The organism is Arthrobacter halodurans, assembly GCF_041877255.1.
GTDB lineage: Bacteria > Actinomycetota > Actinomycetes > Actinomycetales > Micrococcaceae > Arthrobacter_N > Arthrobacter_N halodurans.
This window is the reverse complement of sequence record NZ_JBHDLJ010000006.1, coordinates 1-25,092: the sequence shown is the minus strand read 5'-3', so window position 1 is coordinate 25,092 and position 25,092 is coordinate 1. Positions and strand designations below refer to the sequence as shown.

Sequence of the window (25,092 nt, the reverse complement as noted above, 5' to 3'; positions counted from 1 at the left end):
CCTGACAAGGGGTTGGGTCCGCGCGGGCCTCAAAGCGCCGGCGGAAGCGGGTTCCGGAAAAGGCCTTGTCAACGGCTTCGGTCTAGACCACAATCTGGACTAGTCCACGTGGTGGGCTTTCATGCCGACACCGGGGGACCCATCGTGGGAGTTAGTCGCGCCCTATCCGTTTGCCTTGCCACTTCCAGCCTCGTCCTGGCCGCCACCGGGGTCACCGTGCCGGCGACGCGTCGCCCGTCGCGGAACCGGCGGCCGTCCAGTCCGCCGCGGAACCGTCCGCGGGAGCGGCGCAGGTCCAACCCGCGCCCGCGCAGAGCCTGGCTTGGGACGATGACCTGCCGGCCGCGTCCGGCCCGGACGGGCACCTCGCCGGGAACCGGAAGGCCGCGGCCATGGTCGGCCGGGACCTCACCGACACCGTGCGCCTGGCCTGGAACCCCACGACGGGAAACGTCGTGCTGACCGGCCGTCTGCTGCACCTCGAGGGCGCGGACCGGGACGTGGACCTGTCCTGGCGCTACAACAGCGTCAACGACCACCGCCCGACCCTTTCGGCCGGGGCCGCGGAGTCCGCGCTGGGCGTCGCGGCGGACGACACCGTCACCTACACCGCCGAGGACGGCGGAACCCACCGGTTCGTGCCCAAGACCGGGGGCGGGTGGACGATGCCGGCCGGGCTGAACGCCTCGATCACCGCGTTCGGGCCCACCGCGGTCACGCTGCGCTTCAACGGCACCGGGCACACGAACTACTACCAGCTGGTCGACGGGGTGTTCCGCCTGGCCTACGCCGGGGACCACTACAGCGCGGCGGCGGACCGCACCGCGTACGCCTACGACGCCGACGGGCGGCTCGCGGGGATCACCACCGCCACCGGACGCGAGATCGCGTTCGAGTACACGGACCCGGACAACACCGGCCAGCCCTCGCGGGCCCACGACCTGACCCTGGACCGGTCGGTCTGGTTCGACTACGGCCTGGACGGCAGGATGGCCAGCTACACCGACGCGGCAGGGTCGCTCGTCTGGTTCTCCTACGCGTACGGGCAGATGGAGTCCGTCACCGACGGCCGGGACACGACCACGGAGCTGTTCTACGACGCCAACGGCCGGGCCGAGGAGATCGTCTACGCCGCGTTCACGGACGCGTGGAGCATCAACACGACCACCAGTTCGGGCACCACGACCGCCGAGCTCACCGACAGCGAGGACCGGCAGACCTCCTACACCTTCAACGCCGCCCGGCAGGTCACCTCGATCACCGACCCGCTCGGGCACGTGTCCGCCAAGACCTACAACGCGCACGACGACGTCCTGACCAGCCTCGACGCGCTGGGGAACCTGTCCACCTCGACGTACAACCCGAACAACACGCTCGCGAACACCACCGCCCCTGCCGGGGCCGCGGGCGGGACCGGCACGAGGCTCTCCTACACCTACCCCGCGCCCACCGCGGGGGAGGCCTGGCTGGAGTTCCAGCCGGTGTCCTCCACCGACAGCGAGGGCAACACCACCACCTACACCTACGACACCGCCACGCAGCGCCCCTACCAGACCCTCACCCCGTCCGGGCAGGGCGGGACGCTGTCCAACCGGTACCAGGGCGACGCGGGCGGGGCGACCTGCGGGTCCCTGCGCGGGCAGCTGTGTCGCACGGTCGACGGGAAGGGCAACACCACCTCGATCACCCGCGACGCGTCCCGCAACCCCGTCAGGATCACCCCTCCAGCGCCGCTGGGCGTCACCACGCACACCTACGACGCGGCCGGCCGGGTCGCGACGACCACCGACGGGAAGAACCAGACGAGCACGTACACCTACGACGGGGCCGACCGGCTCACCGAGCTGCGCCACGGGGCGAGCTGCGTGCCGGCGACGTGCGTCGCGTACTCCCACGACGAGAACGGGAACCTGACCGGCCGCACGGACGCCTCCGGGACCAGCAGCTACACCTACGACGAGCAGAACCGGCCCACGTCCAAGACGGTCGCCGGGGCCACCACCTCCCTGACCTACGACCAGGCCTCCAACGTCACCAGCCACACCGACCCCGGCGGGACCACGACGTACCGCTACGACGACGCGGACCGGCTCGTCGCCCTCGCCGCGCACGGCGGGTCCTGCCCGGCCACCCCGGTGTTCCCGAACACCACGAAGTGCACCGGCTTCGGCTACGACGACAACGACCGCCGCACCACCACCCGGTTTCCGAACGGGGTGAGGAACACGACCGTCTACGACAAGGCCGGGCGCACCGCCAGCATCACCGCGACCAGCACCTCCGGAACCGTGCTCTCCAAGCGCGCCTACACCTACACCGCCGGCGCGACCGGCCGCGACGGCGCGCTCAGGAAGACCCAGACCACCGAGACCGGGGCCACCACCACGTACGGGTACGGCAAGATGAACCGCCTGACCTCCGCGGTATTGGGCACGGTCACGGACGCGTGGACGTACGACGCGAACGGGAACCGGCTCACCGCCACCAAGACCGGGGCCGCGACCACCCACTCCGCGTACAACGCCGCGGACCAGCTCTGCTGGACCGCCAGCGCCGCCGGGACCTGCACGGCCCCGCCCACCGGGGCCGCGACCTACGCCTACGACGCGAACGGGAACAACACGAAGTCCGGTTCCTCGACCAGCGCGTGGAACATGAACTTTGCTGGGTTTCGTAGAGGCTCGGGCTTCACGCACTCAGGGGCTCCCGGGTGCGGTTTCGGTGGTAGTTGTGTTCGTACTCTACCGGCGCCCGGTGGCCGATGGACGAGTGCAGCCGCCGGTGGTTGAACCAGTGGACCCACTCCGCCGTCGCGCTCTCCACGCACTGCCGCGAGGTCCACGACCGGCGCGGGTCCGCGTCGATCAGCTCGGTCTTGTACAGGCCGATGGTGGACTCCATCAGGGCGTTGTCCAGCGCGTCGCCCACGGTGCCGATGGAGCCCGCGATGCCGGCCTCGACCAGCTTCTCCGTCAGCGCGATGGACGTGTACTGCGAGCCCGCGTCCGAGTGGTGGACCAGGCCGCGGGTCGTGAACCGGGCTCCGCCCCGGCGGCGCAGGGCCAGGGCCTGGGCCAGCGCGTCCGTGACCAGCGCGGCCTCCTTGGACATCGAGGCCTTCCAGCCCAGGATCATGCGGGAGGCCACGTCGGTGATGAAGGAGACGTAGCAGAACCCCGCGTGCGTCCACACGTAGGTGAAGTCCGCGACCCACACGGTGTTCGGCGCCTGGACCTCCCACCCCCGGTTGACCCGGTCCGGGTGCCGCGGCGCGGCGCCGTCGCGCACCGTGGTCACCGTGCGCCGCCGGCCGCGGACCGCGCCGCCCAGTCCGGCGCCGCGCATCAGCCGGCCCACCCGGTCCCGGCCGATCCGGTGACCGCGCCGGTTCAGCTCGTGCCACATCTTCAGCACCCCGTAGCAGCCGTAGTTCTCCCGGTGGACGTCCGCGATCACCCGAGCCATCGCCGCGTCGGACACGGCCCGGGCCGAGGGCGGGCGGGACTTGAACGCGTAATAGGTGCACGGGGCGATCTTCATCCCGGCCTTCTCGGTCAGGACGCGGCAGATCGGCTCGACCCCGAACCGATGCCTGAAGGCATCGATGTATGCGACGATCACTGCCGTGGGCGGTCGAGCTCCGCCGCGAAAAAAGCCGACGCCGTGCGCAGGATCTCGTTCGCGCGGCGCAGCTCCGCGTTCTCCCTGCGCAACCGGCGCAGGTCCGCGGCCATGTCGCTGGTCACCCCCGGCCGCTCCCCGGCGTCGACCTCGGCCCGGCGCGTCCACGTGCGCAAAGTGTCATCGGGCATCCCGACGATCTTGGCCACGTGGCGCAGCGCCGCCGCCTTGGACTCCTCCTGGTGCTCGGCCCGCCGCTCCGCGTACAGGCGCACGGCCCGGTCCTTGAACTCCCGCTCGTACTTGATTCCACTGGTCACGATTCATTCTCCGTTGAGGAAAGAGTCTCTACCAGACCCAGTGCGGTTCAACACCTTCGACCAAATGACCTCCCACGTCCGCTCCGGCACCACCTACCCCTACACCTACGCGGGACCGTCGAACACGGAACGCCTCAGCGTCGGGGGAACCACCTTCGTGGACGGGCTGCTGGGCATCACCCGCCAGAGCACCGGAGGCGCGGTGACCTCGTTCGTCCGCGAGCCCGACGGGACGCTGGTGAGCATGAGCAACGGGTCCGGGACCTACTACTACACCGCCGACGCGCTGGGCTCCACGATCGCCCTGACCGACGCGTCCCAGGGGATCGCCGCGGCGTACACCTACGACGCCTGGGGCAGGACGACCCCGTCGGGGCCGCAGTCGAACAACAACAGGTTCCAGTACATCGGCCAGCACAAGGACCTGACCACCGGACTGTATAAGTTCGGGGCCCGCTACTACGACGCCGTCACCGGCCGCTTCACCCAGCCGGACCCCTCCGGACAGGAAGCCAACACCTACGCCTACGCCGAATGCAACCCCATCAACCTGAAAGATCCTTCAGGCTTGGCCCCGTCAACATGCCAAGTTTCAGGCGCGACGACGGCTGGCCTTACCGCCGCCACGGGAGCTCTTGCGGTGTGGTCGGTTGTAGCCACCGGAACCATTGTGGGCGCCCCGGCCGGTGTCGTGCTCACCGCCGCGACAGCGGCAGCCGGGGCAGGAGCCGCACTGTCCGGAATATTCACCTTCTTGTCCTGCACATAGAAAGGCATATTGGCATGATCTATCTGATGTTTGTTGGGCTTGCATTCATACTTATTGGCCCCATCTATGCCATGAGACACCCTCGGACACAGGGGGAACCTTGGACAGCAGCTCGGAAGTGGTCCCTCGGCGCGATTCTTTTGGGGGTCGCTTTGATGCTGGCCTCCGTGGGGGCCATGGTCGCAGGATCTAAGTAGGTACTAGGCAGCACTGTTCAAATGAAGCATTTGTCTTGGTCCGGCCTAATGATTCTCTCGGTAGTCCTCATCGCTGTTGCTTCCTTGATCGGATGACTCCCGAGTCACGAAGTGGAGCCGGAGATAGCTGCCTGGCCGGTTGGCGTTGCCGTAGGCGGCATATGTGCGCTCTACTCAATCCTTTCGAACTAACCAGGCTCAGGAGCAACGATGAGACTCAGAAGCCGCGAAAAAAGCCGACGCCGTGCGCAGGATCTCGTTCGCGCGGCGCAGGTCCGCGGCCATGTCGCTGGTCACCCCCGGCCGCTCCCCGGCGTCGACCTCGGCCCGGCGCGTCCACGTGCGCAAAGTGTCCTCGGGCATCCCGACGATCTTGGCCACGTGGCGCAGCGCCGCCGCCTTGGACTCCTCCTGGTGCTCGGCCCGCCGCTCCGCGTACAGGCGCACGGCCCGGTCCTTGAACTCCCGCTCGTACTTGATTCCACTGGTCACGATTCATTCTCCGTTGAGGAAAGAGTCTCAACCAGACCCAGTGCGGTTCAAAACCGACGGGCCCTCCCCCTCCCCGAGCGAAACCGACGGGCCCTCCCCCTCCCCGAGCGAAACCGACGAACCCTCCCCCTCCCCGAGCGAGACGCCTTCGGCGTCGCCCACCGCGGACGTGACCGGCGTTCCGGCGGGCATGTCGAGGCTTCCCGAAACCGGGGCCGGCACCCTGCTGGGCGTGATGGCCGGGTTCAGCGTCCTGCTGATCGCCCTGGGCAGCGTGCTTCTGGTCTCCCGGCGCTCCCGGTCCGGCTCCGCCAACTAGTCGCCGGGCCCGTCGGGCCCGCGGGGTGCGCGCGGGCCTTCGCGCGGACCGGACCACGCCCTGGGACGGGCTGCGCCGTAGCCGGTCGGGTCATGGAGCCGGGGTTCGGCGCTTCGCCGGCTTCGGCCACCCGGAGCCGCCGTGGTGGCCGGTCCCCGCCGGCGTCAGTTCCCGGCCACCTGCGCCGGGGCGAGGGGTTGGGCCCAGGCGGTGGTGAGCTCGGGACCGGTTTGCGGTCGCCCCAGGTGGTAGCCCTGGGCGAGGTCGCAGCCCAGTGCGCGCAGCAGGTCCATCTGGCCGGCGGTCTCGACGCCTTCGGCGACGCAGCTCATCCCGAGTCCGCGGGCGAGGCCGATGACGGTCTCCACCAGGGTGGAGTCGGCCCGGTTTTTGCCCAGGCCCGCGACAAAGGACTTGTCGATCTTCAGTTGGTGCGCCGGCAGGTGGCGCAGGTTGGCCAGCGAGGAGTACCGGGTGCCGAAATCGTCGATCGAGAGCGCCACGCCGTAGTCCGCGAGGGCGCGCAGCGCGTTGGAGATGGACGCCAGGTCCGACATCATCGTGGACTCGGTGATCTCGATGGTCAGGTCGGCCGGTTTCAGGCCGTGGCCGGCCAGGAGGCGCCTGATGACGCCGACGAGGGAGGGCGTCACGAGCTGTAGCGGGGAGACGTTGACGGCCATGTGGAAATCGGACCCCACGAGCCCCCCGTCCCGCCAGCGCCTGAGTTGCCTGATCGCCTCCGTCATCACCCATTCACCGAGTTGGCCGATGATGCCGGTGTCCTCGGCCAGGGGAATGAACACATCCGGTGGAACCATCCCGTGGCCGGGTCGGTTCCACCGCACCAGGGCCTCCACGCCCTTGACGTGCCCCTCGGCGACATCGCGGATGGGCTGGTAGAAGAGGACGAGCTCGCCGCGTTCGATGCCCTGGCGCAGGGCCGGTTCGGTGTGCACGCGCTCCCGGGCCAGGTCCCGCAGCCGGTCCGTGAACCGCGAGCTGCGGTTCCGGCCCTCGTTCTTGGACAGGTACATGGCGGTGTCGGCTTCACGGAGCAGGTCGGCGGGGCGGTGGTGTTCCTGCGCCGTCGTGGTTCCCACGGACACCGTGATGCGCAGCTCGAGCCCGTCGATGCGCAGCGGTTCCCGGAACGCCTCCACGATGCGCTCCGCGATGCTTTCGGCGGTGCGGGCGTCCGTGTTTTCGCAGAGCACCAGGAATTCGTCCCCGCCGAGGCGGCAGATGGTGTCGGTGCCCCGGGTCGAGCGGGAGATGCGCCGCGCGGATTCCACGATCAGCGCGTCGCCGACGTCGTGTCCGAACGAGTCGTTGACCAGCTTGAAGCGGTCCAGGTCGATGAAGACGACGGACGCGGGAGCGCCGTGGTCCCGGCGTTCCAGCGCCTGGCCCAGGCGCTCCATCATCAGGCGCCGGTTGGGCAGCCCGGTCAACGCGTCGTGCAGCCCCTGGTGGGCGAGCCGGGCCTGGGCCCGGCGCAGCAGGACCGTGTCGATGTCGCGGCCGAGCTCGCCGGCCTCGGCGACCGCGACCGGGTCCCACGGTTCGGCGCGCCCGGCCACGGACTGGGACCACATCCGGAACGAGTTCCGCGGCGAGAGCGGCGTGTCGCGGTTCGCGGGCGACTGGTCGCCCAACCAGTCCACCGAGGCCGACACCTCGCTGCGGAACCAGGCGAGGTAGTCTCCCCCGGCGCCGAGGTCCAGCAGGACGAGTCCCGCCGTCCCGGGCACGAGTTCGGCGAGGTCGGGCCGGTCGGTGCCCAGGGATTCGCTGACCAGCAGGTGGCCCCCGGCGGTGCCGCGCCAACGGGCGACCAGCGCCTCGACGTTCCCGTCCGACGGCGTCTGTCCCGCGGACGCGCGTATGCCCTCGATGCGCGCGGTGGCCCCCTCCGCTCCCAGGAGGTCAAGGACGTTGGTGTCCCCGCCGACGAGTGCCTCCGCCACGTGGTCCGCGGCGACCATCCGCTGGACGAGGCTCTCGCGCAGGCGCTGTTTCCGCAACTGCTCCGACAGCCGGCGGCTTTCGGCCAGGGCGCCGAGCTGGAGCGTGAGCCGCTGTGCCAGGATCTCGCACCCTTTCCGCCAGATGTAGGGAAGATGGCGGGGTTCCCGGTGCGCGCAGGTGATCATGCCGATGAGCTGTCCGTCGTGGACCAGGGAGAGGGACATCGACGAGGCCTGGCCCATGTTCCGCATGAACCGCAGGTGGTGCGGGGAGACGCTGCGCAGTTCGGCCCGGGACAGGTCCGTGGGTCCGCCTGTCCGGGGGTTCAGTGCCGGGACCAGCGCGGCGCTCCGGTCCTCGCTGGTCGCGATCACGCTGGAGCGTTTGAGCGCGTAGAGCCGGCGCGCCTGGGCCGGGATGTCCGACGCGGGGAAGTGCAGCCCGAGGTAGTCGGTGGTGCCCTCGGCGTGTTCCTCCGCGACGACCTCGCCGTGCCCGTCCGGGTGGAAGTGGTAGACCATGACATGCTCGAAGCCCGTGAGCCGGCGCACCTCCCGCGCGGCCGCGGCCCGCAGGTCACCCACCGACTTGGCGGCGCAGAGCCTGTTCTCCGCGCCGTGCAGGAGCGCCACCAGCTCCACGTCGCCCCACGGGCGGGCGGGTTCGAACTCCACGATGGCCACTGCGTCGGCCCGGTGCACGATGACGTCGAAGGGCCGCCCGCCAACGCTCAGGACCGTCGGGTTCGGGGCGGCCTCGACCCCGGCGGCGATCACCGCGCGCAGCGTCGCGGCCGCCGCGGAACCTATCGCGTCCTCCAGGCGCCGGCCCGGGAGCAGGCCCGCGTCCCGGCCGAGCAGCGCGCCGGTGTTCGCGCTCGCCTGCAGGATCTCCATGGACGAGGGATCGATGACGAGCAGCGCGCCGTGTGGTTGGATCGCCCCGGGCGTGTGGATGGGTTCGCGCGCGCACTCCTCGAGCCGCTGCTGCTCGTCCGCGGCCAGCAGTTCCTGGGCGCGGGTCATAGGGCGCCGGTCCCGGCCCGTGCCGCGTGGGCGAGGTGCCTGCCGAAGGCCAGGAACGTCTCCCGCGCCCCGAGCACCACGTCCCCGGCGCTGCCGGCGGTCGCTTCGAACGTGCGGAGCCCGGCGACGACGGAACGCCAGGGGTGCGGATGCATTCGTTCGTCGCTGTCGAAGAAGGCGGTGGGGACGTCCCCGAGCACGGCACGGAAGGCCGGGGCCAGGACGCGTCCCCCCAGGGATGAGCCCTCGACGACGTACAGACATCCCATGGCCTGCCCGAGGTTGTCCAGTGCGGGGAGCCGCACCATGGCCTTTGAGGGCACCGCCCCGAGGCGATCCAGGTCCCCGGACAGCAGGTGCGACCGCCGATGCGCCGGCAGGTCGATCCCGAGGCCGGGCCACCCCTGCGCCCAGGCGGGGTTCGCCAGCCGCGCCTCGACCGCGGTGTGGAAACCATGGAGCCGGCGCAACAGGCGCACGTAGTCCCCACGGGTGGAAACGGATCCGGGAAGGTCCGTCATGTCCTCGACGTCCCGGTGCAGCCCGGAGGTTTCCCTGCGGAGCCGCTCCAGCAGCTCCTCGGTCGGTGCCGGATCTGGCGACGGAGAGGCGGTCGAATGCTTCAGGGAGTCTCCTGACTCGTGGAATTTGCGTTGCCACGAGCGCACCGAAATACCAGCTGCCTGTGCAATACCATAATCATTCAACCACTTCAACCTCCCAGGCCCCGCCATTCGCAGGGGCAACGCGTCCGTGGCGGGATCGGTCCCCCACGAACGGCCCACGACCGGAGGGCGTCCGTGCTGGGGGCGCACGGTCCGGCCGGCCCAGGTTCCGAAAGGGAGAAGACGCCTTGCCGCTTGGAATGGAGAGCCCCTTCGGTCGGGCTGCGGACGCATGGGCGGGTCTGGGGCGCACGCCGTGCGTCGGGCTGCGACGATAGGCAACCCTGCGGGGCAGCGATGACGAATGCTTGCCCGACAATTGCCCTCCGACCAGCGCAAACACGCATTCCGTCCGGCACGGGGGTAGCCGCATCTGATGCAACTCCCGCGGTCAACGCCCATAACGGCACATACGGCGTAGTTCCAACATGCCCAAACCCATGCGCGAATCACGAACCACATGGTCAGGCCGATCGGCTCTCGTTAACATGGGCGAACAGTGTAGAAGTGGTTGGTCAGGTCTCGAGACAATAGTGCAGCCGGGAGACGCCAACTGTTCGACGTGTGTGGCGATGCTGCCGACCCGGCTGATTACCATCGGGCTGGAGAGTCCAGGGATTTCGGACAGTGAACCCGGCCATCCGGTTCGATCTCAGAGAAGGCAGCATGGTCCCTCACCAAAACCCCGTCGCAGACTCGACTTCATCCGGGTCCCCCGATCAGGGCGGTTCGGCGGACCGGGCCCGGACATCCGCGTCACGGCCTGTCCTGGAACTCCCGGCGGACGTCCGTGCCACCGCCGAGCTGGGCGATGTCGTTTCGTCGGTCCTGATCGGCGCGGCAGGCGTCGAGGACGTGCTTCGCCAGCTTCAACGCATCGTCCCCTACGACGCGGCCATGCTCTCCGCCTATGACCCCGTCAAGGGAAAACATCGCTGTCTGGCCCGTGTGGGCTACGACGACCGGGTGGCGTCCTTCGCCAACACGGACTACCTGTCCTGTCCCAGCTATCGGGTGTCCGTTGATTCCTCCCTGCCGATGCGTTGGCGGGACTTCCCCTTCGACTTCCACGGCCTGGCGACCTACGCCGACGTCCTCCAACCCGCCGGCTTCGCCGAGGGCGCCACCACGGCGCTTCGCCGGAGTGGAACGATCGACCAGGTCGGCATGCTCGTCATGAGCCAGCGTGATCTCGGCGGTATCGATGATGAGCGGCGAGGCATCCTCTCCGCGGTCGCCCCGATGCTGGCCAGGATCGTTGATGACCGGGGCCGGCTGCGCCTGCTGCGGGCGAAGTTCGAGCCTTCCGCACGCGCTGCCGTCGTCACCGCCGACGGGGATCACCGTCCCTTGGACGCGGACGCGGCACGCCTGTGCCAAGAAGCGCCCGGCCTCATCCAATCCGCGGTAGACATGTTCGGCACCGACGCCGTGGCTCGCTCCGGCTACGTCTTCCACGACGGGGGTTGGTGGCGTGTTGTCATGACCCGTGGCGACGACGCCTCCCTCCCCCGACCCGAGGTCGTGGTCGTGGTGGCGGAGCCGGGCGCCCCTCCGGCCGGTCTGACCCGACGTGAACTTCAGGTACTCACGCTGATGGCGGACGGACTGGCCAACGCCGAGATAGCCTCGCGCCTGGTGCTCAGCGTGCGGACCGTGACGACCCACGTCGAGCACATTCTGGGCAAATTGCGCCGTCCGAGCCGCGCAGGTTGCGCGGCCCGGACGGAATCGGAGGGGCTGAGGCTACTGGGCTGAGGGCCGGCCAGCGAAGGCCGGCCGGCCCAGCGCACCAGTCCCGCTCCCGATGAAGCGAGGTGGCGGAATGATCAAGCGCCGGAGGCGAGGCGCTCGTAGGCCAGCGCGATTTCCACCAGCCGCGCTTCACTCCAAGGCGCACCGACGAACTGCAGACCGACCGGGAGACCGTTCTCGCCGATGCCGCCGGGGACCGAGACCGCCGGGAGCCCAGCGACCGAGATGCAGAACGTGTATCGGATGAAGGTCTCGAAAGTATCGAGGCCTCGGCCGTTGTGCTGCATCCGGACATCCTCGGCGATGGGAACCGCGGTCGCGGGAGTCGTTGCCGTGAGCAGCACGTCAACGCCCGCCAAAGCCTCGTCGAAGCCGCGCCGGATCGCAGGCACCGTGCGAGACATCGCCGCGGCGTAGGCGAACGCCGGAACGGGCTGCGCCTCTGGACCGACCTGGCTGCCCAACGCAGCACGCACGTCCGCTCCGAAGGCCTGCAGGTTGCCCGCGATCCCGCCCTCGACGCCCGCCGTCCGCAGCGCCTCCTCGGTGAGCACGACCTCCTCCGGGACTACCGTCAGGAACCCGGTGTGGGTTGCCTGCTCCACGCCTTTGACCGTTACCGGCACGAGGATCGCACCGGCGCCCTCGAGCAGCCTGTAGTTCTCAGCAAGCACCCGGTCCACGTCGGGAGTGTTGTCTTCGGCGAAATATCCGTCCGGGATGCCGATCCGCACACCCTTCAGGCTCACACCGGCTTCCGCGACGGACTCGGGCAGTCTCGCGCCGGAAGGATCATCGGACGCGAATGGGTCCAGTGGGTCCGGGCCCGAGGCGACCACCCGCAGAAGTGCCGCCGCATCCGCGACCGTGCGGGTGATCGGGCCCAGGACGTCGTAGCTCCAGGACAGGCCCAGCATTCCGCCGCGACTCGCGCGGCCCAAGGTCGGCTTGAGGCCGACCACGCCACACAGGGCAGCCGGGATGCGCACGGAACCGCCGGTGTCCGTGCCGATGGCGGCGGAACACAGCCGAGCGGACACCGCGGCGCCCGAACCGCCACTCGAGCCGCCGGGAATCCGCAGCGGATCGTAGGGATTGCGGACGGGCCCGAAATGGGGATTGTTGCTGGTGATCCCAAAGCCGCTCTCGTGCAGGTTCGTCTTGCCCAGCACCAGGGCGCCGGCGCCCTTGAGGAGCCGCACGGCGGTGGCGTCCTTGGTGGGGACGAAATCCCTGAGGACAGCGGTGCCGCCGGTGGTCCGAGTGCCCGCCGTGAACAAGGCGTCCTTGATCCCCAGCGGAATACCGTGCAGCGGGCCAACAATCTCGCCGGACGCCTGCAGCTCGTCCATCCTGGCGGCCTCGGCCAGCACCTCGTCCCCGCGGGTGAGCAGGAAGGAATTGAGCGTCTGCGGCTTGTCGAGTTCCTCGATCCGTTCCAGGTACATCCGGGTCAGCTCGCGGCTGCTCAACTCGCCCTCACGGATGGCGCGTGCCTGTTCGAGCAAGGGCGCCGACACGTCGGTCGCGTGGGGTCCCGACTCCGCCACCGACGGTGGCGGGACGATGGACCGGGTTTCTGATGTCTTGGTCATGGGTGGCTCGCTTCCTGCCGGCCCGCGTCTCGGTGCCGACGAATAACTGGAAGCCTAAACACACGTGGCGCAGGCCACATCGGTAGAAATGCGTATCTCCTGAGCACCTGGTCAGGAATAGCGCGTGCCTATCCCCGCCGGTCAACACGTCCCACTCCAGCTCCAACCCGTCCTCCCAATGGCAAATCCCAGATGCCGATAACGGCGCATATGAAGGATGTTTCCCGGCGAATCGCCTCCGGTGCGAATACGCCGGGGTTGATACGGCTTTCGGTGCCAATCGCCGTTCGGTCCGGTTTCGGCCGGTTTGGGCCCCTGAGAGCGATTTTTCACTGCCGGTTTCCCGGGTGCGGGTGCCGGCTGGGAGCATCGGGGGTGTCCATGCGATGCCCGCCGTTGCAGGGAACCATTGCCCCGCTTCGCAGTTGGTGCGAAAGTGTCGCACAAGATGCGAGGAGACGATATTCCTGACCAACGGGCCCCTGCCGGCGCCACCCGGCTGCAGATTGCCGCCAGCGTGGCCCTGCTCAATCCCGCGGAACAGATGTTCCAGGCGATGCTGGACGGCGAGACCGGGCACGCCGGCCCCGCCGTTCTCGGTCTTGGCCACCGGTAACGTAGCCGTAACACCCCCACGACTTCACTGGGCTCGGCGGGACGCGACCGGGGCACGGGGGCCCGTTTCGCCGCGGCCCGTTCCATCCGGTCCGGGCACAACGGAGAAAGGCAACCGCCGTGTCCCCTCGTCCCGAAACCTCGCCGCCCCCGGACAACGACCCGGTGTCGGCGCGGACCCGCCCCAGCCCGACGGGTCCAGGTGGTTCGCATAGGGTCGTCGGGGTCGATGTCGCGCGGGGTGTGGCGCTGATCGGGATCGTGGTCCTGAACATCCTGCCGATGGAAGGCGAGGGCGACCCCCAGTTCGTCTATGTGCTGTTCGGGGGCCGGGCGGCGGCCCTCTTCGCGCTCATCGCCGGGATCTCCATCGCCCTGCAGTCCGGGGGCCGGCGACCCCCGTCGGGCCGGGCGATGACCGCCACCCGGGCCGCCCTGGCCCTGCGCGCCCTGATGATCATCGGGATAGGCCTGCTCCTGGGCCCCACCGATACCACGGTAGGGATCATCCTGCCCTACTACGGGGTCCTCTTCCTGCTCGCCGTCCCACTGCTGAGCCTGGGCAGGCGGACCCTGTTCGCCCTGGCCGTCGCCTTCGCGGTGCTCGGCCCGATGGCCATGCAACTGGTCCGCGCCCGGTGGACGAACATGACCCACATCGACGACAACTACACCTTCGCCCTCGCCGCCGCCCATCCTGGTATCTTCCTCACCGACATGCTGCTCACGGGGATCTACCCCGCTCTGCCCTGGCTCGCCTACATCTGCGTAGGGCTCGCGATCGGCCGACTGGACCTGGCGTCCCGGAAGCTCGGCGCCACCCTCCTCGCCGCGGGCACCGCCCTGGCCGCATCCATGTGGCTCCTGTCGGAATTCCTGCTGGGTCCGGCCGGGGGTTATGAGCGGCTCATCGCCGCAACACCGCTGCTGAACGAGGAGGAGATCAACGAGATCCTGACCTTCGGTGGCACCTTGCCGGCCACAAGCGGGTGGTGGCTGGCCATCCTTGCGCGCGAGACCTCCACCCCCCTGACCATCCTCAGCACCCTCGGAACCTCACTTGCCGTCCTCGGGGCCATACTGCTCCTCGTCCCGCACCTGGGCCGGACCATCGTTCCCCTCGCCGCGGCGGGCTCGATGACACTGACCCTCTACTCCGCCCACGTGATCATCCAAGCCACCGAGATCCTCGACACGGAACGCCCGATCATGTCCCTCACCATCCAATGCATCGTCTTCCTCCTCGCCGCCGTCCTCTGGCGCAACGCCGTCGGCAAGGGCCCCCTCGAGGCGGTCCTCGCCGCCGCCACCGGCTGGCTGCGCACCCTGGTCCTCACCGGCCGACGCCCCACACCACCCAACCAGACGTAGCAACGCCAATAACGGCGCACATGTACGCATGCCTGTCCTACGGTCGGCAGGAGCATGGCGCATGGGTGGGGGCGGCACGCCCGCCTCCCCCGCCCAGCGGTTCCCCCTGTCGGCCTTCCAAGTCCCCTCGCAGGTCTTCCGGTTCTGCCTCGGTTCCGACCTCGCGGACATTCTGCGCGACGCCGAGGTCATCTTCATCAGCGGGGACCACTTGGAGATCGCCGACACGGGCGTGGACCTCGCGGTCGCCTCCCGGCTGGGAACTCTGTTGGCCGGCCGCGTCCGTTTCCACGGCTAAAGCATTCCGCGGCCTCCGTTGCAGCACCGTCCATGGTGCCGGCAGGCGGGTGGGAGGGGTTGTGTGTGGGGAGCACGGCGTTGTGGGCGGGCGGAGACAGTGCAGTGGCTCGGCCGTCCACAATCACGTGTCCGGGCGCATGACCGGATCAATCGCCCATAACGGCGCATATGGATGGTTGAAACGACTCTATTGCTGTTTCTGCGGAATGGGACCCGGTATTGCACACTCTCCCGCTTTCGCCGTCTTGACGCTCAATACCGTGCCCCTGCGGGATCCAGGCCCACGCCACGGCCCACCGAACCGTCGGTCTGGTGGACGTTGGACACGCGGCGTTCCGCGACAGCCGCGACGCAGCCACAACCGAACAACCCCGCGCCCACCCACCATCGGAAGTGGCTGTCGCCGCATACACGACGGAGTCCGCGGCATTCAGGGCGCTCTGCGTCAGCGGCCCTCCCTGCCTGCCTGTTGGCGCAGTCGATGACCACCAGATCGGCGTCCAGCCCCTCCAACGCGACGCGCAACCGGACCTCAAGGTGGTCCGAGTTGTCGGCCTCCCTCTTGGACAAAGAACGCGCCGACGGCACGACACGGAGTCCCTCCGCTTTCGGCTCCACGTTGAACCAGCGCGTCGCCGCCGCCCGAGGATCCAGATCGATCAGCACGACCTTGCGGCCCGAGGCTGCAGCAACGGCAGCGATTGAGACGGCAGTAGTCGTCTTCGTAGCGCCACCTGCTTCGCATCCTCGGGTCGATCACCGACGAACGCGTCGAGACGCAGTTCGACCACCGACACCACTGCCGGCCACTATGCGTCGACGGCCGCCCGCACGGAGCGCCGGGCGGCGCACGCGTCGACGAAGGGCTTCATGAGGGCGGCGAACTGTCCGGGGGCGGTCCCCTCGTGCTCGGGGTGCCACTGCACGGCGACCAGCCACTCGTCCTCCTCGCCGTCGGCGGGCAGCTCGATCGCCTCGATGACGCCGTCGTCGGCGCGGGCGGAGACCACGAGACCCTCGCCCGGCGAGCGCACCGCCTGGTGGTGCCCGGACATCACCGCGGCCCCGTCCGCGCCGAGCATGGACGCGAGCCGCGTGCCCGGAACCACGGCGACGGCGTGCCCCACCATGGCGTCGGCCGGCGAGTGGTCCTTGTGCTGGGAATCCGGGCCGAGGTCCTCGACCAGCGTGCCCCCCAACGCCACGTTGATCAGCTGCATGCCGCGGCAGATGCCGAACACCGGGCGCCCCAGGGCCAGGGCGCCACGGACGACGGCGATCTCGAGGTCGTCGGCGGCCCGGTCGGTGTCGCCGATGCTCGGGTGCCCCTCGCTGCCGTACAGGGCCGGGTCGACGTCGCCGCCGCCGAGGATCAGCGCGCCGTCGACCGCCGCCACGTCCACGAGGCTCTGCGTGGGTCCGTCCGGATCCTCCGCGCTCGAGTCCAGCAGGAGTGCCGTCGCGCCGGCCGCCTCGACCGCGGCCGCCGCCAGGTCCGCGAGCCGCAGGACATCCTCGCGGTAGGCGTCGGCGTAGGCGGGCGCCGAACCCGGGAAGGTCACCGCAATGACAGGTCTGGTCACGTCCACGGGTAGCGAAGTCATGCAGCTAGGCTATCGGGTGCCCGCATCCCCCGACGACTTCCGTGTCGCACCGTGCCGGCCATGGGTAGTGTGGTTCGGAGCACTCCCCCGACGGTCAGGAAAGCCATGGATACGGAAGCCGGCCACGCCATCACCGACGCCGACATCGCGGCCGGGCGCCGCGCCTATGAACTGGACCGCGCCCACGTCTTCCACTCCTGGCAGGCCCAGGGGCCGTTCACACCGATGACCGTGCTGAAGGCGGAGGGATCGCTGGTCTGGGACGGCGAGGGGCGCAGGCTCATCGACCTGTCCTGCCAGCTGGTGAACACCAACATCGGCCACCAGCACCCCAAGGTCGTCGCGGCGATCCAGGAGCAGGCCGGTAAGCTGTGCACCATCGCGCCGCAGCACGTCAACGACGCCCGCTCCGAGGCGGCGCGGCTGATCGCGGGGCTGGTCCCGGGGGACCTCAACCACGTCTTCTTCACCAACGGGGGCGCCGATGCCGTCGAGCACGCGATCCGCATGGCGCGCCTGCACACCGGCCGGAAGAAGGTCTTCTCCGCGTACCGCAGCTACCACGGCGGCACGCACCTCGCCGTGAACGTCACCGGCGACCCCCGCCGCTTCGCCAACGACGACGGCGATTCCGGCGTCGTGCACTTCCTCCCCGCCTACACCTACCGCTCATACTTCGGCGCGACGACGCAGGACGAGGAGTCCGAGCGCGCCCTGCGGCACCTGACGGACATGATTGAGCTGGAGGGGGCGGGAAACGTCGCGGCGGTGGTCCTGGAGTCCATCCCGGGCACCGCCGGGATCTACCTTCCGCCCGACGGCTATATGGAGGGGGTGCGCGAATTGACCCGCCGGCACGGCATCATGCTGATCGCCGACGAGGTGATGGCCGGCTTCGGGCGCACGGGCAAGTGGTTCGCCGTCGACCACTGGGACGTGATCCCGGACCTGCTGGCCTTCGCGAAGGGCGTGAACTCGGGCTACGTGCCGCTCGGCGGCGTCGCGCTCTCCGACGCGGTCTTCGAGACGTTCCGCGACCGCCCGTACCCCGGCGGCCTCACCTACTCCGGCCACCCGCTCGCGTGCGCCGCCGCGGTGGCCACCATCAATGCCATGCGCGACGAGTCCATGGTGGAGAACGCCGAGCGCCTGGGCCGCGAGGTCATCGGGCCGGCGCTGCGCGCGATGGCCGGGCGCCACCCGTCGGTCGGCGAGGTCCGCGGCACCGGGTGCTTCTGGGCCGTGGAGCTGGTGCGGAACCGGGAGACGCGCGAGCCGCTGGCCGCGTACGGCGGTTCCTCCCCGGAGATGAACCAGGTGGTCGCCGCGCTGAAGTCCGGCGGGGTCCTGCCGTTCGCCAATTTCAACCGGATCCACGTGGTGCCCGCCCTCAACATCGACGACGCCCTCCTCCGCGAGGGTCTCGCCGTCCTGGACTCGGCGCTGGATGTCGCGGACGGGTTCGTCGAGGCCTGAGGATCGACGGCGGGCGCGGCCGCCGACGTGGAAAGCCGAACGGAGCCCGGGCGTGCCTCCCGGCGTCGGCGGACCGCCGCTGGCGGCGCCCCGTCCGGCCGGGGCGGGACCGCGGATCAGGCCGAGACGTAGCGTTCGCGCCCGACCAGGAGCCCGGTCAGGACCTGCCCGACGCTCGCCGCCACGACGACGCCGACCGGCAGGACCCACTCCCCCGTCAGCGCGTACAGCGCGCCGAAGAGCGGCGGGCCCGCCGCCGCGAACAGATACCCGAGCGACTGCGCCATCCCCGAGAGGGCGCTGGCCTCCCGGTGGGTCCGGGCGCGCAGGCCGAACAGCGAAAGGGCCACCACCAGCGAGCTGCCGCAGCCGAACCCCGCGAGCATGACCCAGAGGAACATCGCCCCGGGCGCCACGAGCAGCCCGGCCATCGCGGCGATGACGACGGCGCCGGGCAGCGACGGGGCGATCCGGCGCAGCCGTCCCCGCATCACCAGCGGCGTCAGCAGGCTCGCCGCGACGCCGATGATCTGGAACGCCATCAGGTCCCAACCCGATCCCGCGTCCGACCGGCCGTAGGACCGCTCGAGCGTGGGCAGCCAGCTGATGAAGATGTAGAAGACCATCGACTGCAGCCCCATGTACACCGTCACCTGCCAGGCGACGGTCGACCGCCAGATCTCCCCGCGCGCCATGGGCCGCGCGGCGGGCTCCCCGGCCCCGGGGTCCGGGACGCGGGCCGGGCCTGGCGCCCCGGCCGCCGGGGCCGGGACGCGGTCCGCTCCTCCCGGCCCGGCCCGGGCGGCCCGCAGGCGAGGCACCCACGCGATGGTCGCCGGGATGCCCAGGACCACGAAGGCCGCCAGCGCGAAGCGCCAGCCCGCGGGTGCACCGTCCGCGCCGAGCGGCAACGCCGACAGGGGCACCGACAGCCCGGCCCCGAGCGAGGCGATGCCCCCGAGCACCGCGGAGTACGCCGCCGTCAGCTGCGCCATGCGGTCGGGGAAGTCCCGCTTGATGATGGCCGGCAGCAGCACGTTGCACACCGCGATGGATCCGCCGATGACGAACGAACCGATCCACAGGGCGGCCAGCGGCCCGGGAACCGACCTCAGCAGCGTCCCCGCGGCCAGGACCAGCAGCGCCCCGAACACGGTCCGCTCCACGCCGAAGCGCTCGCTCAGGCCGTGGGTCAGCGGCGACACGGCCGCGAAGGCCAGCAGCGGGACGGACGCGAGCAGCCCCAGGGCGGCCGCGCCGAGCCCCGTCTCCGCGCCGATCTGGTCCAGGACCGGGCCCACGGCCGTGATGACCGGACGCAGGTTGGCCGCGATGAGGAGGACGCCGGCGACGAGCAGCAGCAGCGGGGCCCGGGGCGGGGCGGCCGCGGACGTCCCGACGGGACCGTGGTTCACGTGCGCCTCCTCTGCCGTCCGGCTCTTCCCATCCAACAGCAGGCGGGCGCGATTGCGAAGCCGCGGGGCGCGGCGTGGCGCGGGGGCGTTGACTTCCCAGCTCGGCATGGGATTCGATGAGTCCGAACCGCCACCGCCGGGCCACCGCCGGCGAGCCGCCACCCGCACCACGACCGGAGCCGCCATGTTCCCCCCGGGCACCCCCACCAGTTTCGACCTGGCCGAACGGAGGGTGCCCGCCGCCCTCGTCGACGCCGGCCTCGGCGGCGCGGCCCCCGTGCCCTACTGGCTGGACCGCGCCGACCGCCCGGAGGCGGGGCCGCGCCTGGCCGGAAGCGTCCGGGCGGACCTCGCCGTCGTCGGCGCCGGCTACACCGGCCTGTGGACGGCGCTCATGGCCAAGGAGCGCGACCCGGACCGCCGCGTCGTCGTCTTGGAAGGGGGCCGGGTCGGATGGGCCGCGTCCGGCCGCAACGGGGGCTTCTGCGAGTTCAGCCTGACCCACGGCGACGCCAACGGCGCACGCCACCTCCCGCGGGAGACCGGGCGCCTGGCGGAGCTCGGTCGGCGCAACCTCGCGGAGATCGGCGAGTCCGTGGCCCGCCACGGGATCGACTGCGACTACTCGCCGGTCGGGACCCTCACCGTGGCCACCGAGGAGCACCAGGTGGCGTGGCTGGCCGAGGACTCCGCCGGCGACCCGGCATCCGAGTTCCTCGACGGACCCGCCGTCCGCGCGGAGGTCGCGTCGGAACTTTTCCTCGCGGGCGTGCGCGACCGGACCGGAACCGTGCTGGTCCACCCGTCGAAGCTCGCGTGGGGGCTCGCGGAGGCGTGTCGCGACGCCGGGGTCGAGATCTTCGAGAACACCCCCGTGCGTGCGCTCGCGGACCACGGCGCCGACATGGTCCTGCGCGCCGACGGCGGCGTCGTGAGGGCCCCGCGCGTGGCGCTGGCGACCAACGCCTTCCCCTCGCTCCTGCGCCGGCACCGCCTCCGCACGGTCCCCGTGTACGACTACGCGCTGATGACGGAGCCCCTGACCGACGCCCAGCTGGCGGCGATCGGGTGGGCCGGCGGCGAGGGCATCGCGGACCTGAACAACCGCTTCCACTACCTCCGGCCCACCGTCGACGCCGCGGGCGGGCGCCGGATCCTCATCGGCGGGTACGACGCCGTGTACCACTACGGCCGCTCCCTCCACGGCGGGCACGACCAGAATCCCGCCACGTTCCGGCGCCTCGCGGCGCACTTCTACGCGCTCTTCCCGCAGCTCGAGGAGGTGCGCTTCAGCCACCGCTGGGGAGGCGCGATCGACACGTGTAGCCGCTTCTTCTCCTTCTTCGACGCGTCACACGCCGGGAAGGTCGCCTACTGCGCGGGCTTCACCGGCCTCGGTGTCGGCGCCAGCCGCTTCGGGGCCAACGTCATGCTTGACCTGCTCTCCGGGGAGCGGACCGAGCTGACGGACCTGGAACTGGTGCGCCGCAAGCCCCTCCCGTTCCCCCCGGAGCCCGCGGCGTGGCTGGGTGTCCGGGCGACGACGGCGGCCCTGGTGCGGGCCGACCGCAACGGCGGGCGGCGCGGGCCGCTGCTCAAGGCGCTGGACGCCGTCGGCATGGGCTTCGACTCGTGAGCCCGCTGAGCGGGTCCGGCGACGTGGGCCTCAAACCCGGCCAGGCGCTGCGCGTGAACCGCCTCCCGCTGCCGCGCGCGGCGGTGCCGGAGGACCAGGCCGGGGGCGGCTCGCCGACCGTCGGCCACGTCCGCCTCTCGGTGCTGGAAGGCGTCGAGATCGGCGTCTGGGAGATGAGCGAGGGAACCATGTACGACGTCGAGTCGGACGAGGTCTTCGTGGTCACGGCCGGGCACGCCGTCGTGGTGATCGGCGAGCAGGACGGACATCCCGTCCGCACCGCGGAGCTGGCGCCGGGGACCGTCATGCGACTGTCGGCGGGGATGCGGACGACCTGGACCGTCACCGAGCCGCTGCGGAAGGTCTATCTGTCGCGGCCCGACTAGCCGTGGACGCCGGGCGCAGAGACAAGGCGCCGCGGGGCAAGGCAGGGCGCCGGGTCCGAAGGCGACGCGCTGGCGAGGACGCGGGCGCGTCCACCGCAGCCCGGGCACCGCGGGTCGGGCCGAACTCGGACACGGCCCGCCGGAAGCCGGAGCCCACCGGATGCCCAGGCCGGAGGCCCGGCATCCTGCGGACTCCGCGGTCGCCGCGCCGGTCCGGGCCCTAGTCCTGTCCGCCGCTGGTGGGCCAGCGCAGCAGCGCCGCGATGGTCTCCCCGCTCGGCAGGACCCCGGAGGGGACGTAGCGGATCGAGCAGTCGGTCAGCGCCGCGGCGCGCAACAGCACCTCCGGCGCCGGCCAAGACCCCAGGATCTCGGCACCAGGGGTGCCGGAGTCCTCCGTGGCCAGCCATGGCTCGGCCGCCAGGGCCAGCAGCGAGTGCTCGCCCTGGAATCCCGCCACGATCACGGTCTCCGCCTGCGCCTGCTGCAGGGCGCCGACAACGGCCTCGAAGCCGAGCACGGCGGCCGGCCGGTCCCCGCCGGCGCGGTTTCCAATCTTCTCCGTCAGCTCGTTGATGTCGGCGGCGAGGACCTCGGCGACCCGGGCCTGCACGGCCTTCTCCACCGACGCCGGGTCGGCGCCACCCGTGCGCGAGTGCACGTCCAGCTCTCCGGCAAGGGCGCGCGTGGCGTCGGACAGCTGGGACACCACGAGTTCGCGGGCCTTCACGTCGCCGGAGACCACGACCAGCCGGGCCCCGCTGTCCCGGACGACCTCGTCGATGTGCCGGGCCAGTTCGTCGGCGTTGCGGCGCCAGATCTCCTCGGTGGCAGCCCTGTTCTGCGGCTCGTTGTACCGTCCGGGCACGCGGCGCGCGTGGTGCGCCTCGTCGGGGTCGCCGGTGACGCTGCGCTCCTCGGAGATGCCCGGGACCGCGGAGTGCCGCAGCACGATCTCGCCGCCGTCGCGCCCGACCTCGGCCACGACGTACGGGAACTGCCCGCCGCGGGCCCGGGCCAGCGGCACCAGGTTGGGGAACGGTCCGCATTCGACGCGTGGTTCGCCGGCCCGCAGGCCCTGGACCAGCTCGTCGAGCACCACCTCGCCGTTGTTCACCGCCACGAAGCGCGCGACCGGGGCGGGGCTGCCCTCCGCGGGCCGGACGGCGGTGCGGATGGCCTCGATGTCCGCCGGGGCGGCCCGCTGGCTCTCCAGCAGCCGGGCAACCGTGTCCGGCAGTCCATCCGCCGCCTCTTGGGCCGCCGATGTCCCCAGCGAGGCATCCACGAAGGCCGTGCACCACGGACCTTCTTTCCGATACAGCGTGGCATCGATTCCGTTGGAACCTGCCCGATTTGCCATGGGGAAACTCCTTCCCACGCGGCGTCGACGTCGCGTGCGTACTCGGTCCGTCAGCCCACCGTAGCACCGGCACAGATTCCCCGAAAGGCCCCTCCCCGGAGCCGGAAGGCCCTTGCATCGCAGGTCAGATGGGGGTAGGAATCCAATAGCGGAGGGTGCGGAATCCGGGCGCGAGTTCGACGGAATCCTCGAGGACGCCCCCGGCGCCCTCGATGGTGCGGACCGATCCGGCGTTGCCCTCGTCGCAGGTCACGAGGGCCTCGGCGATCCCGAAACCGGCGGCGGCTTCTAGCGCGCCGCGCAGGATCGCGCGAGCGTGTCCGCGCCGCCGGTCCGCGGGCCGGACGGCGTAGCCGATGTGGCCGCCGATCGCGGCCAGCGCGGCGTTGAGTTCGTGCCGCACGGAGACGCGTCCCACCACTCGGCCAGCGGACTCCGCGAGGAGGAAGGTGTGCGGCACCAGGCGCCGCGGCAGCCGCGCGCCGCGCTCCTGGGCGGCGAGCAGCTCCAGGTACTCGCCCCACGCCATGCCGTCGTCGTACCCGAGCAGGAAATCGAAGCCCTCCGCCGCGAGCTCCGCGTGCGCGGCGAGTGCCTCGTCCCGGTCCCCCGGACGCGGCGGCCGCAGGACCAGGCGGTCCGCGCTGGGGCCGATCAGCACTCGACGACGTTCACGGCCAGGCCGCCGAGCGCCGTCTCCTTGTACTTGTGGCTCATGTCCTTGCCGGTCTCGCGCATGGTGATGATGACCTCGTCCAGGGAGACGCGGTGCTCGCCGTCGCCCATCAGCGCCATCTTCGCGGCGTTGATGGCCTTCGAGGCGGCGATCGCGTTCCGCTCGATGCACGGGATCTGGACCAGCCCGCCGATCGGATCGCAGGTCAGCCCGAGGTTGTGCTCCATGGCGATCTCGGCCGCGTTCTCCACCTGGGCCGGGGACCCGCCGAGGATCTCGGCCAGGCCGGCGGCGGCCATCGACGACGCCGACCCCACCTCGCCCTGGCAGCCGACCTCCGCGCCGGAGATCGAGGCCTGCTCCTTGTACAGCACCCCGACGGCAGCGGACGCGAGCAGGAACCTGACGATCACGTCCTCCCTGTCGCGCTGCGTGGCCCAGCCGATGCCCGGCGAGTAGTGCGTGGCGTAGAACATGACCGCGGGGATGATGCCCGCCGCGCCGTTGGTGGGGGCGGTGACCACGCGCCCGCCGGAGGCGTTCTCCTCGTTGACGGCCAGCGCCACGAGGTTGACCCACTCCTGCCAATACTTGGGGTCGCGGTCCTTGTCCTCCTTCGCGAGCCGCTCGTGCCAGTCGGGCGCGCGCCGGCGGACCTTGAGCCCGCCCGGCAGCAGGCCCTCGCGGGCCAGGGCGGAGTTCTTGGAGTCCTCCATGACGGACCAGATGTGCAGCAGGCCCTCGCGGACATCCTCCTTGGAGCGCGTGACGGTCTCGTTGGCCAGCATGATCTCGCTGATCGGCAGGCCGGTGTCGCGGCAGTGCCCGAGCAGCTCGGCCGCGGTGCGGAACGGGTACGGGACCGCCCGCAATTCCTGCTCGATCTCCTCCACGACGGCGTCCTCCTCGCCCTCGCGGACGATGAACCCGCCGCCGACGGAGAAGTAGGTCTCGTCGAGCAGGACGGAACCGGCGTCGTCGAGCGCCTGGAACCGCATGCCGTTCGTGTGGCGGGGCAGCACGGTGAGCGGGTGCTGGACCATGTCCGGCACGCTGAAAGCCAGGTCCCGGCGCGCCCCGAGTTCCGCGCAGAGCCGCAGGGTCCCGCTGGCCTCCTGCTCGGCGATACGCTCGTCCACCTGCTCGGGCAGAATGAGTTCCGGCTGGAAGCCCTCCAGCCCCAGCATCACGGCGGTGAAGGTGCCGTGGCCCCGGCCCGTGGCGGCGAGCGAGCCGTAGAGGTCGACCCGCAACCCGGCGGTGCGGCCGGCCAGCTCCCGCTCCACGAGGCCCGCGGCGAACCGGTGGGCGGCGCGCATCGGACCCACCGTGTGGGAGGACGACGGGCCGATGCCGACGCTGAACAGATCGAAGACGCTGATTGCCATGGTGGGTTCCTCTGTTGGTGGTGGCCCGCTTTGGGGGTGGCCCGCTTTGGGGGTGGCGCAACGGTCCCGGGGCCGGTGCCCCGGGCCCGCCGCTTCGCTGCTGGCCCCTCCCGGTCAGGAGACCGGGGCGAGC

20 protein-coding genes and 1 other annotated feature are annotated in these 25,092 nt (G+C 70.8%); of the genes, 9 read left to right on the top strand and 11 right to left on the bottom strand.

Features of this window, described 5'->3' with window-relative positions:
- Positions 1-392 precede the first annotated feature (392 nt).
- On the top strand, positions 393-2,789 hold the full coding sequence (locus tag ACETWP_RS08895; protein ID WP_373971878.1) for a sugar-binding protein: 2,397 nt from the start codon (positions 393-395) through the stop codon (positions 2,787-2,789).
- On the opposite strand, the gene ACETWP_RS08890 is transcribed toward ACETWP_RS08895, so the two are convergent.
- Positions 2,689-3,941, bottom strand: a protein-coding gene (locus ACETWP_RS08890) for an IS3 family transposase (RefSeq protein WP_373971877.1) whose coding sequence is annotated in 2 segments (ribosomal slippage) — positions 2,689-3,650 and positions 3,650-3,941 — 1,254 coding nt in all. Because the reading frame shifts where the segments join, the coding sequence is not laid out codon by codon here. The genes ACETWP_RS08895 and ACETWP_RS08890 overlap by 101 nt on opposite strands.
- Positions 3,526-3,657 (bottom strand) — a sequence feature (AL1L pseudoknot). Its footprint overlaps the gene before it by 132 nt.
- Before the next feature lie 40 nt (positions 3,942-3,981).
- On the opposite strand from ACETWP_RS08890, the gene ACETWP_RS08885 reads away from it, so the two are divergent.
- Positions 3,982-4,710 carry an RHS repeat-associated core domain-containing protein gene (locus tag ACETWP_RS08885; RefSeq protein WP_373971876.1) on the top strand — a complete coding sequence of 243 codons (729 nt, stop codon included), beginning with the start codon at positions 3,982-3,984 and terminating at the stop codon, positions 4,708-4,710.
- A gap of 395 nt (positions 4,711-5,105) precedes the next feature.
- Here the strand turns inward: ACETWP_RS08885 and ACETWP_RS08880 are convergent, their stop codons facing one another.
- Positions 5,106-5,399: a hypothetical protein gene (locus tag ACETWP_RS08880; RefSeq protein WP_373971875.1), complete on the bottom strand. Its 294-nt coding sequence runs from the start codon at positions 5,397-5,399 to the stop codon at positions 5,106-5,108.
- A 40-nt stretch (positions 5,400-5,439) separates the two neighbouring features.
- Here ACETWP_RS08880 and ACETWP_RS08875 point away from each other — a divergent pair, with 40 nt between their 5' ends.
- Positions 5,440-5,718, top strand: coding sequence for an LPXTG cell wall anchor domain-containing protein (locus tag ACETWP_RS08875; RefSeq protein ID WP_373971874.1), 279 nt, complete (start codon positions 5,440-5,442; stop codon positions 5,716-5,718).
- A gap of 164 nt (positions 5,719-5,882) precedes the next feature.
- Here the strand turns inward: ACETWP_RS08875 and ACETWP_RS08870 are convergent, their stop codons facing one another.
- Both ACETWP_RS08870 and ACETWP_RS08865 read right to left on the bottom strand, forming a co-directional pair.
- Positions 5,883-8,714 (bottom strand): bifunctional diguanylate cyclase/phosphodiesterase, encoded by a 2,832-nt coding sequence (locus ACETWP_RS08870; RefSeq protein WP_373971873.1) that lies wholly within the window; start codon positions 8,712-8,714, stop codon positions 5,883-5,885.
- Positions 8,711-9,382, bottom strand: a complete 672-nt coding sequence (locus tag ACETWP_RS08865) for a biliverdin-producing heme oxygenase (RefSeq protein WP_373971872.1) — start codon at positions 9,380-9,382, stop codon at positions 8,711-8,713. Before ACETWP_RS08865 ends, ACETWP_RS08870 begins: the two co-directional genes overlap by 4 nt.
- Positions 9,383-10,006: 624 nt before the next feature.
- Between ACETWP_RS08865 and ACETWP_RS08860 the strand changes: the two genes are divergently transcribed.
- Entirely contained in the window at positions 10,007-11,137 is a 1,131-nt protein-coding gene (locus tag ACETWP_RS08860; RefSeq protein ID WP_373971871.1) for a helix-turn-helix transcriptional regulator, read from the top strand.
- A gap of 71 nt (positions 11,138-11,208) precedes the next feature.
- Here ACETWP_RS08860 and ACETWP_RS08855 read toward each other — a convergent pair whose 3' ends face one another.
- Positions 11,209-12,729, bottom strand: a complete 1,521-nt coding sequence (locus ACETWP_RS08855; RefSeq protein WP_373971870.1) for an amidase — start codon at positions 12,727-12,729, stop codon at positions 11,209-11,211.
- 735 nt (positions 12,730-13,464) lie between these two features.
- On the opposite strand from ACETWP_RS08855, the gene ACETWP_RS08850 reads away from it, so the two are divergent.
- Together ACETWP_RS08850 and ACETWP_RS08845 are read left to right on the top strand one after the other, a co-directional pair.
- Complete coding sequence (locus tag ACETWP_RS08850; protein WP_373971869.1) at positions 13,465-14,715, top strand: heparan-alpha-glucosaminide N-acetyltransferase domain-containing protein; 1,251 nt, start codon at positions 13,465-13,467, stop codon at positions 14,713-14,715.
- 61 nt (positions 14,716-14,776) lie between these two features.
- Positions 14,777-15,013 (top strand): hypothetical protein, encoded by a 237-nt coding sequence (locus ACETWP_RS08845; protein WP_373971868.1) that lies wholly within the window; start codon positions 14,777-14,779, stop codon positions 15,011-15,013.
- A 254-nt stretch (positions 15,014-15,267) separates the two neighbouring features.
- On the opposite strand, the gene ACETWP_RS08840 is transcribed toward ACETWP_RS08845, so the two are convergent.
- Together ACETWP_RS08840 and ACETWP_RS08835 are read right to left on the bottom strand one after the other, a co-directional pair.
- Positions 15,268-15,717, bottom strand: a complete 450-nt coding sequence (locus ACETWP_RS08840; RefSeq protein WP_373972060.1) for a ParA family protein — start codon at positions 15,715-15,717, stop codon at positions 15,268-15,270.
- Positions 15,718-15,824: 107 nt separating this feature from the next.
- Complete coding sequence (locus ACETWP_RS08835) at positions 15,825-16,619, bottom strand: gamma-glutamyl-gamma-aminobutyrate hydrolase family protein (RefSeq protein ID WP_373971867.1); 795 nt, start codon at positions 16,617-16,619, stop codon at positions 15,825-15,827.
- A 105-nt stretch (positions 16,620-16,724) separates the two neighbouring features.
- Between ACETWP_RS08835 and ACETWP_RS08830 the strand changes: the two genes are divergently transcribed.
- A complete protein-coding gene (locus tag ACETWP_RS08830) occupies positions 16,725-18,095 on the top strand; it encodes an aspartate aminotransferase family protein (RefSeq protein WP_373971866.1) in 1,371 nt (456 codons plus the stop codon).
- A 116-nt stretch (positions 18,096-18,211) separates the two neighbouring features.
- On the opposite strand, the gene ACETWP_RS08825 is transcribed toward ACETWP_RS08830, so the two are convergent.
- Positions 18,212-19,510 carry an MFS transporter gene (locus tag ACETWP_RS08825; RefSeq protein WP_373971865.1) on the bottom strand — a complete coding sequence of 433 codons (1,299 nt, stop codon included), beginning with the start codon at positions 19,508-19,510 and terminating at the stop codon, positions 18,212-18,214.
- Between the two features lie 184 nt (positions 19,511-19,694).
- On the opposite strand from ACETWP_RS08825, the gene ACETWP_RS08820 reads away from it, so the two are divergent.
- Together ACETWP_RS08820 and ACETWP_RS08815 are read left to right on the top strand one after the other, a co-directional pair.
- Entirely contained in the window at positions 19,695-21,146 is a 1,452-nt protein-coding gene (locus tag ACETWP_RS08820; protein ID WP_373971864.1) for an NAD(P)/FAD-dependent oxidoreductase, read from the top strand.
- Positions 21,143-21,532: a cupin domain-containing protein gene (locus ACETWP_RS08815; protein ID WP_373971863.1), complete on the top strand. Its 390-nt coding sequence runs from the start codon at positions 21,143-21,145 to the stop codon at positions 21,530-21,532. The genes ACETWP_RS08820 and ACETWP_RS08815 overlap by 4 nt, the downstream gene beginning before the upstream one ends.
- Before the next feature lie 220 nt (positions 21,533-21,752).
- On the opposite strand, the gene ACETWP_RS08810 is transcribed toward ACETWP_RS08815, so the two are convergent.
- The 3 genes from ACETWP_RS08810 to ACETWP_RS08800 all read right to left on the bottom strand — a co-directional run bounded on the left by ACETWP_RS08810 (position 21,753) and on the right by ACETWP_RS08800 (position 24,959).
- Positions 21,753-22,895: a baeRF2 domain-containing protein gene (locus ACETWP_RS08810; protein ID WP_373971862.1), complete on the bottom strand. Its 1,143-nt coding sequence runs from the start codon at positions 22,893-22,895 to the stop codon at positions 21,753-21,755.
- Positions 22,896-23,019: 124 nt separating this feature from the next.
- Positions 23,020-23,556, bottom strand: coding sequence for a GNAT family N-acetyltransferase (locus ACETWP_RS08805; protein ID WP_373971861.1), 537 nt, complete (start codon positions 23,554-23,556; stop codon positions 23,020-23,022).
- Positions 23,550-24,959, bottom strand: coding sequence for an L-serine ammonia-lyase (locus tag ACETWP_RS08800; protein ID WP_373971860.1), 1,410 nt, complete (start codon positions 24,957-24,959; stop codon positions 23,550-23,552). Before ACETWP_RS08800 ends, ACETWP_RS08805 begins: the two co-directional genes overlap by 7 nt.
- Positions 24,960-25,092 lie beyond the last annotated feature (133 nt).

What these genes read in the sequence shown, in the direction of transcription:
- ACETWP_RS08855 (WP_373971870.1), bottom strand. Translation starts at nt 12,729, where the DNA reads ATGACCAAGACATCAGAAACCCGGTCCATCGTCCCGCCACCGTCGGTG.
- ACETWP_RS08810 (WP_373971862.1), bottom strand. Translation starts at nt 22,895, where the DNA reads ATGGCAAATCGGGCAGGTTCCAACGGAATCGATGCCACGCTGTATCGG.
- ACETWP_RS08820 (WP_373971864.1), top strand. Translation starts at nt 19,695, where the DNA reads ATGTTCCCCCCGGGCACCCCCACCAGTTTCGACCTGGCCGAACGGAGG.
- ACETWP_RS08830 (WP_373971866.1), top strand. Translation starts at nt 16,725, where the DNA reads ATGGATACGGAAGCCGGCCACGCCATCACCGACGCCGACATCGCGGCC.
- ACETWP_RS08845 (WP_373971868.1), top strand. Translation starts at nt 14,777, where the DNA reads ATGGGTGGGGGCGGCACGCCCGCCTCCCCCGCCCAGCGGTTCCCCCTG.
- ACETWP_RS08800 (WP_373971860.1), bottom strand. Translation starts at nt 24,959, where the DNA reads ATGGCAATCAGCGTCTTCGATCTGTTCAGCGTCGGCATCGGCCCGTCG.
- ACETWP_RS08835 (WP_373971867.1), bottom strand. Translation starts at nt 16,619, where the DNA reads ATGACTTCGCTACCCGTGGACGTGACCAGACCTGTCATTGCGGTGACC.
- ACETWP_RS08895 (WP_373971878.1), top strand. Translation starts at nt 393, where the DNA reads ATGGTCGGCCGGGACCTCACCGACACCGTGCGCCTGGCCTGGAACCCC.
- ACETWP_RS08870 (WP_373971873.1), bottom strand. Translation starts at nt 8,714, where the DNA reads ATGACCCGCGCCCAGGAACTGCTGGCCGCGGACGAGCAGCAGCGGCTC.